The sequence below is a fragment of the Streptomyces sp. NPDC007872 genome, from assembly GCF_042868165.1.
Taxonomy (GTDB): Bacteria; Actinomycetota; Actinomycetes; order Streptomycetales; family Streptomycetaceae; genus Streptomyces.
Genome location: NZ_JBIAEA010000004.1, coordinates 856,855 through 871,493, shown reverse-complemented (window position 1 = coordinate 871,493; position 14,639 = coordinate 856,855). Strand labels below are relative to the sequence as shown.

Sequence of the window (14,639 nt, the reverse complement as noted above, 5' to 3'; positions counted from 1 at the left end):
TCTTGGCCCTGCCCCCCCCCCCGCGCCCCCCCCCGTCCGGGCGGGCCGCGCCGCCCGGGGGGGCGCGGCCCCCGCCCCCCCCCGGCCGGGCCCCCCCCGGGGGGGGGGGGGCGCGGCGGGGGGCCCCCCCCACCACCGGAAGGGGTGAATGCTCGTAACTTTCCCACCCCGGTCGCGTTCTGTCGCGGTAAGCGGCGGAACGGTGACGGAGGGTCAGACGACGGCCGGCTCCCGGCCCTGCTCGCCGAGCCGTTCCCGGCGCCGTTCCCGGCGCGCCGCCGCGAGGACCGGGTCGAGCGAGGGGACGGCGGCGAGCAGCTCCCGGGTGTAGGGGTCCCGGGGCGTCCCGTACACCTCCTCGACCGTGCCCTGTTCGACGATCCGGCCGCCGCGCATGACGGCGACCCGGTCGCTGACCCGGCGGACGACCGCGAGGTCGTGGGCGATGAAGACGAGCCCGAGGCCGAGTTCGGCCTGGAGCTCGGCGAGCAGCGCGGTCACCTGGGCCTGGGTGGTGACGTCGAGCGCGGAGACGGGTTCGTCGCAGACGACGATCCGGGGTTCGGCGGCGAGCGCGCGGGCGATGCCGACGCGCTGGCGCTGGCCGCCGCTGAACTCGTGCGGGTAGGCGTCGTACCGGTCGGGTTCGAGCCCCACCCGGTCGAGCAGCTCCCGCACCCGGTCGCGGATCCGCTTCTCGTCGCGCTCCCCCGCCGCCCGGAGCGGGTCGGCGATCGACTCGCCGACGGAGCGGCGCGGGTTGAGGGAGGCGACGGGGTCCTGGAAGACCATCTGGAGTTCGCGGCGGTACGGGCGCAGTTCCCGCTCCGGCAGGGCCCCGATCTCCGTCCCCCCGTAGCGGAGCCGGCCGCCGGTCGGGTCGAGGAGGCGCACCAGCATCCGGCCGAGGGTGGTCTTGCCGCTGCCGGACTCCCCGACGACGCCGAGCGTCTCGCCCGCGCGGACGGTGAGGGAGACGTCGTCGACGGCGGTCACGGCCCGCTTGCCGCGCCCGAACTCCCGTCGCAGGCCGACCGCTTCGAGCAGCGGTTCCCCCTGGCCGACCTGGCCTGCCGGGGTCCTGACCGGCCCGTCGAGCCGGGGCACGGCGGAGAGGAGCGTGCGCGTGTACGGCTCCGAGGGGGCGCCCAGGAGGCCGGCGACGGGGCCGCGTTCGACCTCGCGCCCGTCGCGCATGACGAGCACCTCGTCGACGCTCTCGGCGGCCACGCCCACGTCGTGGGTGACCAGGAGCAGCGCGGTGCCGGTCTCGCGGCGCAGCTCGTGCAGCAGGTCGAGGATCTGGGCCTGCACGGTGACGTCGAGGGCGGTGGTCGGCTCGTCGGCGACGAGGAGCCGGGGCTCGCAGGCGAGGGCCATCGCGATGAGGGCGCGCTGGCGCATGCCGCCGCTGAACTCGTGCGGACGGGAGCGGGAGCGGCGGGCCGCGTCGGGGATGCCGACCCGGTCGAGGACGTCCACGGCGCGGGCGCGGGCGGCCTTCCGCGAGCCCCCGGCGTGGATCCGGTACACCTCGGCGATCTGGTCGCCGACGGCGTAGTAGGGGTCGAGGGAGGACAGCGGGTCCTGGAAGACCATGGCGGCGACTCCGCCGCGCAGCCGCCGCAGGTCGGCGGGGCCCGCGGTGGCGACGTCGACGCCGCCGACGCGCACGGTGCCGGTGACCCGGGCGCCGGTTCCCCGGTGGAGGCCGAGGAGGGCGCCGGCGACGGTGGACTTGCCGCTGCCGGACTCCCCGACGAGGGCGAGCGCGCGGCCCTCGGCGAGGGTGAGGGAGAGCCCGTCGACGGCCCGTACGGAGCCGTCCGCGCGGTCGAAGGAGACCGTCAGGTCCCGCACCTCGACCAGGGGGCCCGGGGCCTCGGACGGGGCCGGTCCGGAAGCGGTCCCGGACGGGGCCGGTCCGGAAGCGGTCCCGGTCGTCACGTCGGGACCACCCTTCTCGGTCGTCACGTCAGGACCACCCTTCGGTCGGCGGCCGCGTACAGCAGGTCCGCGAGGACGTTGGCGAGGACGACGGCCGTGCCCATCACCATGACCACGCCGACCACCACGGGCAGGTCGATCTGGCGGACCCCGTCGATGAGGGTCTTGCCGAGGCCGGGGATGCCGAAGAGGGACTCGGTGAGCACGGCCCCGCCGAACATCGAGCCGAGGTCGACGGCGCTGATCGCGATCACCGGCGGGACGGCGCCGCGCAGGGCGTGCCGGGTGACGACGGACCGCTCCCCCACCCCGTAGGCGCGGAAGGTCCGGATGTGGTCCTCGGCGAGCGTCTCCAGGGTGGAACTGCGGGTGAGGCGGGCGTACTTGGCGGATTCGAAGAAGCCGAGGGTGATCCAGGGCAGCAGCATGTTCCAGGCCCACTGCTCGGGGTCCTCGCCCAGCGGCACGTAGCTGGGGAAGGGCAGCCACTGGAGGTAGGCGCAGACGGCCATGAGGAGGAGCAGGCCCAGGATGAAGACGGGCGTGCCGGTGCCGGCGAGGGTGAGGACGGTGAGGACGCGCTCGGTGATCCCGCCCCGGCGCAGGGCCGAGAGCAGTCCGGTGCCGACGCCGACGACGAGCCAGACGACCATGGCGCCGAGGGCGAGGGAGGCGGTGGCGGGCAGGCGCTCCAGGACGAGCCGGGTGACCTGTTGGTCGCTCTGGTAGGAGAGGCCGAGGCAGGGCGCGTCGCAGTGCACGACGGAGGTCCCGGTGGAGTAGTCGCGGCCGGTGAACACGCCCTGGAGGAAGTGCAGGTACTGCGCGAACACGCTCTGGTCCAGGCCGAGTTGCTCGCGCACCTGGGCGATCTGCTGGGGGTTGCAGCGCTCGCCGCAGGCCAGCCGGGCGGGGTCGCCGGGAGCCAGGTAGAAGAGGCCGTACACGAGGACCGAGAGCGCCAGGAGGACGAGCGCGGCACCCGCGAGCCGCTTGAGGACGAAGCGGGTCATCGGGAGGACTCCTTACGGGTGCCCACGCGCAGCCGGCTCGCCTCGCGCGGGTCGAGGGCCGTGCGGACCGCGTCGCCGAGGACGGTGAAGGCGAGCACGGTGGCGAAGAGCAGTCCGGCGGGCAGCAGGACGTACGCCGGGTCGGCGCGGAACCAGGTCTGCGCGGTCGACAGCATCTGCCCCCAGGACGGGGTGGGCGGGGTGACGCCGACGCCGAGGAAGGAGAGGGACGCCTCGACGACGATGTTGGTGGGGACGAGGATCGCCGCGTAGGTGATGACGGGGGCGGCGAGCGCGGGCAGCAGCTCCCGGCGGGCGGTCCGCCACCGTCCGGAGCCGGCGAGGCGGGAGGCGGCGACGAAGTCGAGGCTCTTGAGGGTGAGCGTCTGGGCGCGCACGATCCGGGAGGTGCCGGCCCAGCCGAGGAACCCGATGACGAGGATCAGGAGCAGCGGCCGGGGGAAGTCGCGGGGGACGACGGCGGTCAGCGCGATGGCGAGGACCAGCATCGGCAGGGCGACGAGGACGTCGGTGGCGCGGCCGAGGACGGCGTCGACCCAGCGGTTGCCGAGTCCGGCGGCGAGGCCGACGAGGACGCCGAGGAGGATCTGGACGGCGGTGGCGCCGATGCCGACGAGCAGCGAGATCCGGGCGCCGTACAGGAGCCGGACGAACAGGTCGCGGCCGGTGCCCGGTTCGACGCCGAGCCAGTGGTCGGCGCTCGCGCCGCCGAAGGAGCCGTACGGGACGCCGCCGCGCGCCGAGTCGACGAGGTCGTCGTGGTACGCGTACGCGTCCTGGCCCTCCAGGGAGGCGAGCAGCGGCGCGGCGAGGGCGAGGAGGACGAGCAGGAGCAGGACGGCGGAGGAGGCGAGGGCGGCCGGGCGGGTGCGCAGCCGTCGCCACACCTGCCGGGCGGCGCCCGTGGCGGGGATCCCCGCCACGGGCGCCGGCGTGTCGGTCGGGGTGGTCACTTGACCGCGACCTGCGAGACGTCGAGGACTCCGGTCCAGTCGCTGATGACGACGTTCTTGACGTCCTTGCCGACGAGCCGCTTGTAGACCGGGTGGAAGAGGGGCACGTCGAGGGCCTGCGCGCCGATCTTCTTGTCGAGGGCGCCCCAGCGCGCGGCGGCGGCCTTGAGGTCGGTCAGCTTGTTGATCTCGTCGATCTCCTTGTTGACCGCCGGGTCGTCGAGCTGCGCGTGGTTGTAGTTGGAGCCGTTGGTGACGATCTGGCGTCCGTCGAAGATCGGCGCGAGGAACGGGCCGCCGGCCGGCCAGTCGGCGCCCCAGCGGGAGAGGAAGAAGCCGGGGGCGTCCTTGACGCTCCAGCGCTTCTCGTTGAAGGAGTTGGGCTCCTGGCCGTCGAGCTTGACGGTGATGCCGGCCTTGCCGAGGGCCTCCTGGACGGCGGTGGCGATCTCGGGGCTGGTGGTGCGGTTCTGGGCGGTGGAGTGCAGCAGGGTGACGGTGAGGCCGTTCGGGAAGCCGGCCTCCTTCAGGAGCTGCCTGGCCTTCTCCGGGTTGCCCGTCTTACCGGCCGGGAAGTGGTCGTACGGCGTGAAGCCGAAGGCCTTCTGCTCGGGCAGGAAGGTGGTGGCGGGCTCGGCGAGCGCGGAGCCGCCGGCGGCGTTGACGACGCTGGTGCGGTTGACCGCGTACGAGACGGCCTGGCGGACCTTGGGGTTGTCGAAGGGCTTCACCTTCGGGTTGAAGGCGATGTAGTTGGTGAAGCCGAAGTGGCCGGTGCCGACGCGGGCGGCGAGCGCCTTGTCCGAGCCGATCTGGGCGAGTTCGGCGGGGCCCAGGTTGGTGTCGGTGGTGACGGCGGCGGCGTCGGCGCCGGAGGAGGTGGCGAGGCGCTGGTTGATGACGGCCTCGTCGAGCCCGGACCGGACGTCGATCTTGTCGGGGTAGGCCTTGCGCTCCTCGTCGGTCTCGGGATCCCAGTGCTCGTTGCGCTCCAGGACGAGGCGCTCGCCGTCGTTCTCGTTGCTCACGACCTTGTACGGGCCGGAGGAGACGGGGTGCTCCTCGTACTTGGCGCCCTTGTCCTTGGCCTTGGGGACGGGGGCGAACTGCGTCTGGGTGGCGACGAAGGGGAACTCGCCCTCGGGCTTCTTCAGCTTGAAGACGATGGTCTTCGGGTCGGGGGTGACGATCGAGGCGAGGCCCTTGGGGTCCTTGTAGGGGCCCTGGTAGGTGTCGCCGCCGATCAGCCAGTCGCGCAGGTAGGGGGCGCCGCCGGAGAGCTCGGCGGCGAAGGAGCGCTCGATGCCGTACTTGACGTCGGCGCTGGTGATGGGCGTGCCGTCCTCGAACTTCAGCCCGTCCTTGAGGGTGTACGTCCACTCGGTGGCGTCCTTGTTGGGGCGGCCGGTGTCGGTGGCCAGGTCGGGGACGACCTGGGTGCCGGCGGCGCCCGCCTCGCGGTTGCGGGTGGTGAGCGTGCGGAAGACGAGGGAGGGGACGTTGCCGCCGCCGGAGGTGTAGAGGCGGGCGGGGTCGAAGTCGGTCTGGGCCTCGGCGTTGAGGACGGTGAGCGTGCCGCCCTTCCGCGGGGCGGACGAGCCCTTGCCGGAGGTGCCGTCCTTGGCGCCGGCGTCCTCGGGTCCCGCGCAGGCGGCGGCGCCCGAGGCCAGGACGACACTGACGGCGGCCGCTGCCACGCGGCGGGAAATGACGGACGGTTGACGCATCGGGGAAGACCTCTCGGAGAACTGCGGCGGAAGGAAGGGGAATTCCTCGCGGGCAGCGGCGAGAGACGGTGTTTCCGGCATTTCCGGTGTTTCCGGCGTTTCCGTTGTTCTCAGGGAATCGCCGGGCGTTCCTGACTCACGGAGGCCGCGCCCACGGGGACGGAACCCGGGCGCGGAAAGGCGTCGGCGATGGCGGGAAACGCGAAGGGGCCGACCTGCGCTCGGGCGGTGGTCAGCGACAGAGAACGTCGGACACGGCATGCCGGGACACGCCGATGAGCGCCAGCTCAAGGGCGGCGCGCTCGGAAACGGCGTGACGGGTCGACATGCCGAGAAATATGGACGAACACGCGAGCGATGTCAACGCGATGCGCATTGCTTTTGAGACAAGCGTCTCGACATGCGATCGGCCACGGGCCGGCCCTCGGCCGGGATCGCTCTCAACTTCCGGGGTGTACCCAGGGGTTGGGACGGCACGGGATGCCGTCGATGTTCAGGGACTTGGTCTGCTGCTGCATCACGGGAGCGAGCGCGCCGGGAGTGCGGCAGGACACGTGGTTGTGCCCGAGCCGGTGGCCCACCTCGTGGTTGATGAGCATCTGGCGGTAGGCGTACATGGCCTTGGGTCCGAAGGTGCCGGAGCCCTGGGCCCAGCGGAACGCGTTGATCATCACGCGCTCCGTGGAGGCGGAGTCGCAGGACACGTTGTCGACCGTCGTGTCGAGCCCGGACTTCCGGCACCAGGCGGCGGTGGTGCCGGGGCTGGCGAGCGTGATGACGAACTCCGGCTCCCCGCTGGAGACCCGCTCGAACGCCATCGCGCCGTCGCCGGCCCAACTGCGGGGGTCGTTCAGGGTCTTCTGCACGGCGTCGGCGAAGAGCTTCGGGTCGAGCCCGATCCCCTTCTCCACGTCGACCCGGTAGCGGATGAGCCGCCCCTTGCCGGGCGCCTTCTGGAACCCCTGGACGGCCTCGAAGGCGCCGGACCCCTTCAACGCGGGGTCGATGGGGAACTGACGGGTCATGAGCTGCTCGTACGTGGGCGCCGGGGGCTTCGAGGGCAGCGCCGGGAGCGACGGGGCGGTCCGGCCGTCGGAGCGGGAGGCGGAGGAGTCGTCCACGGCCCGCTCGGCCGGTTCCCCGGCGGCGCGCGGGGCGGGCGAGGACGCCTCCTGGTCGGTGACCTGTCCGGCGACGACGACGGCGAGGACGGTGGCGACGGCGGCGGCCGCGACCCCGGCGAGGGTGCGGCCGAGCCCGCCCCGGCCGGCCGGGACCTCCGCCCCCTCCTCGTCCTCGTGACGGGGCCCGGGGACGAACGGCCCCTGCTCGCCGGCCCGTTCGGGCTCGGCGGTCAGGGTCCGGCCGCGCCGGCCGCCGTACGGGGCGGGGCGCGCCCCGCCCTCGTCGTGCTGCGGGTGCCCGCCCCGCACGGCGCTCGCCCGGTGGACGGGGACGCCGCGGGCGGGGGTGCCGGAGGCGTCGCGCGCGGGCGTGCCGTGCGCGGGGGTTCCATGAGCCGGCGTCCCGTGCGCCGGGGTGCCGTGCGCCGGCGTCCCGTACGCCCGGGGTCCCTGTGCGGGAGCCCCGTAGGACGGCGAACCGTGCGTCCCGTACGCCGGCGTCCCGGCGGGCGGTGTGCCCGTCGGGTCCCGGCCGTCGTCGGTCGCGGTCGCGGTCCTGCGGCGGCGGCCCGTGCCGGGGGCCGGTCCGGTCGCGCCCGGTTCCGCCCCGGTCCGTCGCTGTCCCGCGTCCCGCGTCCGGCCGGTGTCGACCGGCGCGGGCGCGGCGCCCTTGCGGCTGTGTCGTCCCACGCCCCGTATCAGCTCCCGCCGTGATCGGCGATCAGTTCCCGGGCGGCCTGGGCGACCGTCTCGGGGTACTCCATCATCGCCACGTGCCCCGCGTCGGGCAGGGTCAGCAGGCGCGCGCCGCGGAAGGCGGTGGCCGCCCTCCGGGCCATCCGGAACGAGACGAGCCGGTCGCGCCCGCCGTAGACCAGCAGCGTCGGGGCGAGGACCCGCTCGGCCTGCCGCCACAGCCCGTGCTGCCCGCCGAGGGTGTACGCGTCGACGATGCCGCGCGAGGAGCGGGCCATCGCGTCCCAGAAGTACGGGAGCTCCAGGCGCCGCTCCATCTCCTCGACCGCGTGCAGGAAGCCCTCGTCGGTCACCCGGCCGGGGTCGCCGTAACAGAGCGCCATGACCCCGCGGACCCGCTGCTCGGCCGTCCAGTCCCTGGTCAGCCGGGCGAAGAAGGAGGAGACGCCGGGCAGCGCGAGCAGCGCGGTGGGCCAGGCGCTGCGCTGGGCGCGCAGCTCGGGCAGGGCCGGCGAGATCAGCGTGAGGGTGCGGACCAGGTCGGGCCGGGCGGCGGCGACGCGGGTGGCGACGGCGCCGCCCAGCGAGTTGCCGAAGAGGTGGACCGGTCCGCGCCGCCCGGAGTCGAGGAGCCGGATGACGGCGCGGGCGTGCCCGGTGACCGAGTAGTTGCCGTCCGCGGGCGGCGGGGAGACGCCGAAGCCGGGCAGGTCGACGGCCTCGCCGTCGACGAGGTCCGCGAGCAGCGGCATCAGGGCGGACCAGTTCTGCGAGGAGCCGCCGAGGCCGTGGACGTACAGCGCGGGCGGCAGTCCCGGCCGGTCGCCCGGCCGGGCGCGGACGGTCAGGCTGAGGCCGGGCAGGGTGACGGAGCGGAGCTCCTCGCCGTCGGCGACCCGCACGGCGCGGGACCGTGACGCGGGTGGTGCGGCGGCGGTCCGGGTTTCCGGCAGCTCGGTCGAGGACATGGCCGCAATATTACGAGACGATCACGCGCCCCCGTGTGTGGGTGCGGTCACAAGTCCGTGTGCGGCGGGGCGCGTGTACTCCTAGGCTCGGAGGGAAGCCGTCGGGCAGGGCCTCGGCCCGTCCACCGGAGGGAGCCGCATGACTGTCGATCCGACCGAGCCGGACACGTTCGCCGAAGAGGAGGTCGTCGAGTTGCACGAGGAGACGCCGGAGGCCGACGCCGCCGAGCAGCACGCCGAACTCAGGCCGAGCGAGGACGAGCCGCCGACCCACGTCGAGCGCGATTCGGCGAACGAGGCCGACGCGTCCGAGCAGGCCCGCGTCGTCGCCCTGGACGAGGACGACTACCGCTGAACGTCCGGCCGGACACGGGGGCGCACGCGCGGACGGACGCCGGGAGCGGCCGCCGCCGGGCCGTACGCGGCGCCGATTCGTCCGGTCCGATACCGGACCGACTGTCGACCCCGGTGTCCGGTCCGTGAAATTCTGCGTCCGCACCGCGCACAGCCGGGTTACCCAAAAGTACGATGGCGGCGCGTCGCTACAGCGCGCATGGATCGATTCTTGGGAGGCCGCGTGAGCGCCATCGAGCAGACAGAGGCAGCACGCCCCCGGGGCACGCGCCTGCCGCGACGTGCCCGGCGGAACCAGCTCCTCGGCGCGGCCCAGGAGGTCTTCGTCGCCCAGGGGTACCACTCCGCGGCCATGGACGACATCGCCGAGCGGGCGGGCGTCAGCAAGCCGGTGCTCTACCAGCACTTCCCGGGGAAGCTGGACCTCTACCTGGCCCTCCTCGACCAGCACTGCGAGGCGCTCCTCCTGGCGGTGCGCACCGCGCTCGCCTCCACCACGGACAACAAGCTCCGGGTCGCGGCGACCATGGACGCGTACTTCGCCTACGTCGAGGACGAGGGCGGCGCGTTCCGGCTGGTCTTCGAGTCCGACCTGACCAACGAGCCGGCCGTGCGCGAGCGCGTGGACCGGGTCAGCCTCCAGTGCGCCGAGGCGATCTCCCAGGTGATCGCCGAGGACACCGGCCTGTCCAAGGACGAGTCGATGCTGCTCGCCGTGGGCCTCGGCGGCGTCTCCCAGGTCGTGGCCCGCTACTGGCTGTCGAGCGAGTCCCCCATCCCGCGCGACAAGGCGGTGGAGCTGCTCACCTCGCTCGCCTGGCGCGGCATCGCGGGTTTCCCGCTCCACCCGGTCGACGGCCAGTTGAGCGCCGAGGGCCACTGACCCGCGCCTCCCCGGCGCGCGTCCGCTCCTGGCGCGCGTCCGCTCCTGGCGCGCGTCCACTCCTGGCGCGTGTTCGCTCCTGGCGTGCGGCGAGCACACCGTGCGTGTCCCCTCACCGGGCTAATGTGTGCAGCGTACGGCGCGGATGAATCGCGCAACGCTGACCGTTCGGAGGGACATAGCCGTGGAGGTCAAGATCGGCGTGCAGCACGCACCCCGGGAGATCGTTCTGGAGAGCGGGCAGTCCGCCGAGGAGGTCGAGCGCGCCGTTGCCGACGCGCTGGCCGGCAAGTCGCAGCTCCTCAGCCTCGCGGACGAGAAGGGCCGCAAGATCCTCGTTCCTGCCGACAGGATCGCGTACGTGGAGCTCGGCGAGCCCGCCGTCCGCCGCGTGGGGTTCGGCGCGATCTGAGCCCGGGAGCCATCGGAAGGGCCCGGCGGACCGTCCTCGGTCCGCCGGGCCCTTTCGTGTGTCCGTATGCCCGTATGTCCACGTCGGGCGGTACGGGAGGATTGCGCGCCGGACGCCACGGGTAGGGAGGAACTCGACCGCACCACCCGCCCCGCACCCCTCGCGAGGTGATCCCCCGATGTACCTGGAAGCCCTCGGCTCCGCCCTGTTCGGTCTCGTCCTGGCCTGGGCCGCCCTGCACCGGCTGCCCGACCGTCTCCCCGGCCGGGGGCCCGTCCTCGCCACCGGCGCGCTCGGCGGGGTGTTCGGCGCGTTCGTCACCCACGGGGCGCTCGGCCCCGGTCACCCCTTCGCCACCCTGGTGGGTGCCGTGGCGGTGGCGGCGGTGGTGCTGTCGCTGCTGGTCCGCCCCCGGGCCGCGCGCCGGCTGCGCCGGTCGGCGACGGGCCGGTCGGCGACGGTCTGAAGCGCCGCCGCCCCGTCCGTACGATCCGCGTGACGGATCCCTAGGCGGCGAGGCCCAGGGCGGCCATGCGCTTGGTGTGCGCCTCGGTGATCCGGGAGAACATCCGGCCGACCTCCGCGAGGTCGAAGCCGTCCGCGACGCCGCCGACCAGCATCGTGGAGAGCGCGTCCCGCTCGGCCACCACGCGCTGGGCCTGGGAGAGCGCCTCGCCCATCAGGCGGCGCGCCCAGAGCGCGAGCCGGCCGCCGACGCGCGGGTCGGCGTCGATCGCGGCGCGGACCTTCTCCACGGCGAAGTTGCCGTGGCCGGTGTCGTCGAGCACGGAGAGCACGAGGGCACGGGTGTCGGAGTCGAGCCGGGCCGCGACCTCCCGGTAGAAGTCGCTGGCGATCGAGTCGCCCACGTACGCCTTGACCAGGCCCTCCAGCCAGTCCGACGGCGCGGTCTGGCGGTGGAAGTCGTCGAGCGCCTTCGCGAAGGGCTCCATGGCCTCCGTCGGCTCCGCGTCGACGGCCGCGAGACGGCCCCGGAGCTGCTCGAAGTGGTGGAACTCGGCCGAGGCCATCTTCGCCAGCTCCGCCTTGTCCGCGAGGGTCGGCGCCAGCTTGGCGTCCTCGGCGAGCCGCTCGAAGGCCGCCAGCTCCCCGTAGGCGAGGGCGCCGAGGAGGTCGATCACGGCGGCGCGGTACTGCGGCTCGGCGGAAGCCGTCGCCCAGTCCTTGGCGGCGATCCCGGTGGGTGTGGCGTTGTCAGGCGTCTCCATGGAGCGCACAATAGCCCGCCCGCACGGCCCGGTAAGGCCCTGGTCAATCAGTGTGACCGTGCCCTCATCACGTTTTCCCCCAACACACATGCGCGATTCCGGGGTACAGTGGTAAGGCGCCTGCTGAGTATGCGGACATGCTTTCGCACGTTCGGATGTATCCGGTGGGCCGACTCATGAATGAGGATGCCCGGTCGGTGGCCCGATCGGCTCCGGCCCGACAGCCCTTCCGGCGGACCCGCGGAAGGGTCACCCTCAGCGGTACGACGCTCGAGCGACGGCAGTGGTCCCGTGCCACCCGGCGGCGGTCTTCCCGATCGCGCCGACAGTGATCCGGCACGGTACGACCCCCTTCGTTCGCCTCGCGCCGCGTCTCACAGAAGAGGCAGCACCCTGACTACGACTTTCCGAGAGCTCGGAATCCTTTCCGAGACGGCCGAGGCCCTGGAGGCCGTCGGCATCGTGAACCCCTTCCCCATCCAGGAGATGACCCTCCCGGTCGCCCTCACCGGCACCGACGTCATCGGCCAGGCCAAGACCGGCACGGGCAAGACCCTCGGCTTCGGCCTGCCGATCCTGGAGCGCGTGACCGTCCCCTCGGACGTCGAGGCCGGCCGGGCGAAGCCCGAGCGGCTCACCGACGCCCCGCAGGCGCTCGTCGTCGTGCCCACCCGCGAGCTGTGCACCCAGGTCACCAACGACCTGCTGACCGCCGGCAAGGTGCGCAACGTGCGCGTGCTCGCCATCTACGGCGGCCGGGCGTACGAGCCGCAGGTCGAGGCGCTCCAGAAGGGCGTCGACGTGGTCGTCGGCACCCCCGGCCGCCTGCTCGACCTGGCCGGCCAGCGCAAGCTCGACCTCTCCCACGTCAAGGTCCTCGTCCTGGACGAGGCCGACGAGATGCTCGACCTGGGCTTCCTGCCCGACGTCGAGAAGATCATGAACATGCTTCCGGCGAAGCGCCAGACCATGCTGTTCTCGGCCACCATGCCGGGCGCGGTCATCGGCCTGGCCCGCCGCTACATGTCGCAGCCGACGCACATCCGCGCCACCTCGCCCGACGGCGAGGGCGTCACCGTCGCCAACATCAAGCAGCACGTCTACCGCGCGCACTCGATGGACAAGCCGGAGCTGGTCTCCCGCATCCTTCAGGCCAACGGCCGCGGGCTCGCGATGATCTTCTGCCGCACCAAGCGCACGGCGGCCGACATCGCCGAGCAGTTGGAGCGCCGCGGCTTCGCCTCCGGCGCCGTCCACGGCGACCTGGGCCAGGGCGCCCGCGAGCAGGCGCTGCGCGCCTTCCGCAACGGCAAGGTCGACGTGCTCGTCTGCACCGACGTCGCCGCGCGCGGCATCGACGTCGAGGGCGTCACCCACGTCATCAACTACCAGTCGCCGGAGGACGAGAAGACGTTCCTCCACCGCGTGGGCCGCACCGGCCGCGCGGGCGCGAAGGGCACGGCGGTGACCCTGGTCGACTGGGACGACATCCCGCGCTGGCAGCTCATCAACAAGGCGCTCGGCCTGGACTTCCACGAGCCGGTCGAGACGTACTCCAGCTCCCCGCACCTGTACGAGGAGCTGGACATCCCGGCGGGCACCAAGGGCATCCTGCCCCGCGGCGAGCGGACCCGCGCGGGTCTGGGCGCGGAGGAGCTGGAGGACCTGGGCGAGCCCGGCGGACGCCGTGGCCGCGGCCCGAAGGCGGCGGAGCGGACCGAGGAGCGCCCGGAGCGCACCCGGACCCCGCGCCAGCGCCGGCGCACCCGGGGCGGCGGCGACGCCGTCGACGCCCCGGCGCCCTCGGAGCGCACCGACGCCGCCCAGGCGGCTCCGGCCGCCGTGCCGGCGGGTGACGAGGCCCGGACCGAGTCCGGTCCGCGCACCCCGCGCCGCCGCCGTCGCACCCGGGTCGGCGCCCAGGGCTCCGTGCCGGTCGCGCAGGCCGCCCCGGTCGCCGTCGCCGAGACCCCGAAGGCGGTCGAGACGCCGAAGACCGAGGCCCCGGCCCCGGCTCCGGTCGTCACGGAGACGCCGAAGGCGGAGACGCCGAAGGCGGAGGCCCCGAAGGCCGACGCGCCCAAGGCGGAAGCCCCGAAGGCCGAGGAGCCCAAGGCCCCCCGTCGCCGCACCCGCGCCGCCCGTCCGGAGGCCGTCCAGGCCGCCCCGGCGGTCCGTACCCCCGCGGCTCCCGCCGCCCCGGAGCCCGCTCCGGTCGTGCGCCGCCGCCGTGCCCGGGTGCGCCCGGCCGAGGAGACCGTCTTCTTCCAGACGCCCGAGACCGCCGCGGCCGCCCTGCGCGCGCAGTCGGCCGTCGAGGCGCCCAAGGCGGAGGCCCCGGCCGCCGTCGAGGCGCCGAAGGCCGAGGAGCCGAAGCGGGCCCCGCGCCGCCGTGCGGCGGCCGGCAAGGCCGTCGAAGCCGCTCGGGCCCCCGAGGCCGTCGAGTCGGCCGTCACGACCGTCGAGCCCGTCGCCGCCCCGGTGGCCGAGCCCGTCGCCGTCGTCACCGAGGCCCCGGCCGAGGTTCCGGCCCCGCGCCGCCGCCGTACCGCCCGCAGGCCCGCCGGTTCGCCGGTGACCGCCGAGGCCCCGGCCGCCGAGCCGGTGGCCGAGCCGGTCGCGGCTCCGGTCGTCGAGGAGGCGCCCGCCCCGCGCCGCCGTCGCGCCGCCACCCGGGCCGCCGGTTCCCCGGCGTCCGCCGAGGCCGCGATCATCGTCGTACCGGCCGTGACGCCCGCGCCGGTGGCCGAGGAGGCTCCCGAGCCCACCCCGCGCCGCCGCCGTGCCGTCCGCAAGGCCACCGCCTCGCCGGTGACCGCCGAGGCGCCGGTGGCCGAGGCCCCCGCCGCCGGGCCGGTCGTCGAAGAGGCTGCCGCCCCGGTCGTCGAGCCGGTCGTCGAGGAGGCCCCCAAGAAGGCCGCCCCGCGCCGCCGCACGGCGAAGAAGGCCGTGGCCGAGGCCGCTCCGGCGGCCGAAGCCCCCGCTGCCGAGGAGGCCCCGAAGGCTCCCCGTCGCCGCGCGGCCAGGAAGACGGTCGCCGCCGAGGCGCCCGACGCCTCCGAGCCGCAGGCGCCGAAGGCTCCGGCCCGTCGCCGTACGGTGAAGAAGGCCGTCGCCGAGCCGGCCGCCGAGGCCGCGGCCGGGGACGAGGAGCCGAAGAAGGCCCCGCGCCGCCGCGCCACCAAGAAGACGGCGGCCCCGGCCGAGGGCTGAGCCCGTCCCGTGCCACCGCCGCGGCCCGTCCCCTTCCCGGGGGCGGGCCGCGGCGGTGTCCCCGGGCCGCGCCGTCCCGCCGCCCCCGGACTACAGTCC

13 protein-coding genes are annotated in these 14,639 nt (G+C 74.5%); 5 read left to right on the top strand and 8 right to left on the bottom strand.

Features of this window, described 5'->3' with window-relative positions; translation table 11 throughout:
* Positions 1-213 precede the first annotated feature (213 nt).
* From ACFYNX_RS18560 to ACFYNX_RS18530, 7 genes are all read right to left on the bottom strand, one after another.
* The gene (locus ACFYNX_RS18560) at positions 214-1,869 is read right to left on the bottom strand and encodes an ABC transporter ATP-binding protein (RefSeq protein WP_365541508.1); all 1,656 of its coding nucleotides are present in this window, start codon (positions 1,867-1,869) and stop codon (positions 214-216) included.
* A gap of 101 nt (positions 1,870-1,970) precedes the next feature.
* Positions 1,971-2,960: an ABC transporter permease gene (locus tag ACFYNX_RS18555; protein ID WP_365541187.1), complete on the bottom strand. Its 990-nt coding sequence runs from the start codon at positions 2,958-2,960 to the stop codon at positions 1,971-1,973.
* Positions 2,957-3,934, bottom strand: a complete 978-nt coding sequence (locus tag ACFYNX_RS18550; protein ID WP_365541185.1) for an ABC transporter permease — start codon at positions 3,932-3,934, stop codon at positions 2,957-2,959. The genes ACFYNX_RS18555 and ACFYNX_RS18550 overlap by 4 nt, the downstream gene beginning before the upstream one ends.
* Positions 3,931-5,661 (bottom strand): ABC transporter substrate-binding protein, encoded by a 1,731-nt coding sequence (locus ACFYNX_RS18545; protein ID WP_388662526.1) that lies wholly within the window; start codon positions 5,659-5,661, stop codon positions 3,931-3,933. Before ACFYNX_RS18545 ends, ACFYNX_RS18550 begins: the two co-directional genes overlap by 4 nt.
* A gap of 232 nt (positions 5,662-5,893) precedes the next feature.
* Positions 5,894-5,989, bottom strand: coding sequence for an Ms4533A family Cys-rich leader peptide (locus ACFYNX_RS18540; protein WP_312847583.1), 96 nt, complete (start codon positions 5,987-5,989; stop codon positions 5,894-5,896).
* 112 nt (positions 5,990-6,101) lie between these two features.
* The gene (locus tag ACFYNX_RS18535) at positions 6,102-7,475 is read right to left on the bottom strand and encodes a DUF3152 domain-containing protein (RefSeq protein WP_388662524.1); all 1,374 of its coding nucleotides are present in this window, start codon (positions 7,473-7,475) and stop codon (positions 6,102-6,104) included.
* Positions 7,476-7,483: 8 nt separating this feature from the next.
* Positions 7,484-8,449: an alpha/beta hydrolase gene (locus tag ACFYNX_RS18530; RefSeq protein WP_365541181.1), complete on the bottom strand. Its 966-nt coding sequence runs from the start codon at positions 8,447-8,449 to the stop codon at positions 7,484-7,486.
* Between the two features lie 139 nt (positions 8,450-8,588).
* Between ACFYNX_RS18530 and ACFYNX_RS18525 the strand changes: the two genes are divergently transcribed.
* The 4 genes from ACFYNX_RS18525 to ACFYNX_RS18510 all read left to right on the top strand — a co-directional run bounded on the left by ACFYNX_RS18525 (position 8,589) and on the right by ACFYNX_RS18510 (position 10,564).
* Positions 8,589-8,804 (top strand): hypothetical protein, encoded by a 216-nt coding sequence (locus tag ACFYNX_RS18525; RefSeq protein WP_388662522.1) that lies wholly within the window; start codon positions 8,589-8,591, stop codon positions 8,802-8,804.
* A 222-nt stretch (positions 8,805-9,026) separates the two neighbouring features.
* Entirely contained in the window at positions 9,027-9,686 is a 660-nt protein-coding gene (locus ACFYNX_RS18520; RefSeq protein ID WP_125657809.1) for a TetR/AcrR family transcriptional regulator, read from the top strand.
* A 184-nt stretch (positions 9,687-9,870) separates the two neighbouring features.
* Entirely contained in the window at positions 9,871-10,098 is a 228-nt protein-coding gene (locus ACFYNX_RS18515; RefSeq protein ID WP_125657807.1) for a DUF3107 domain-containing protein, read from the top strand.
* 178 nt (positions 10,099-10,276) lie between these two features.
* The gene (locus ACFYNX_RS18510; protein WP_365541178.1) at positions 10,277-10,564 is read left to right on the top strand and encodes a hypothetical protein; all 288 of its coding nucleotides are present in this window, start codon (positions 10,277-10,279) and stop codon (positions 10,562-10,564) included.
* A gap of 40 nt (positions 10,565-10,604) precedes the next feature.
* Here the strand turns inward: ACFYNX_RS18510 and ACFYNX_RS18505 are convergent, their stop codons facing one another.
* Positions 10,605-11,327 carry a ferritin-like fold-containing protein gene (locus ACFYNX_RS18505; protein ID WP_125657801.1) on the bottom strand — a complete coding sequence of 241 codons (723 nt, stop codon included), beginning with the start codon at positions 11,325-11,327 and terminating at the stop codon, positions 10,605-10,607.
* Positions 11,328-11,813: 486 nt separating this feature from the next.
* Between ACFYNX_RS18505 and ACFYNX_RS18500 the strand changes: the two genes are divergently transcribed.
* Positions 11,814-14,540 carry a DEAD/DEAH box helicase gene (locus ACFYNX_RS18500; protein ID WP_388662590.1) on the top strand — a complete coding sequence of 909 codons (2,727 nt, stop codon included), beginning with the start codon at positions 11,814-11,816 and terminating at the stop codon, positions 14,538-14,540.
* Positions 14,541-14,639 lie beyond the last annotated feature (99 nt).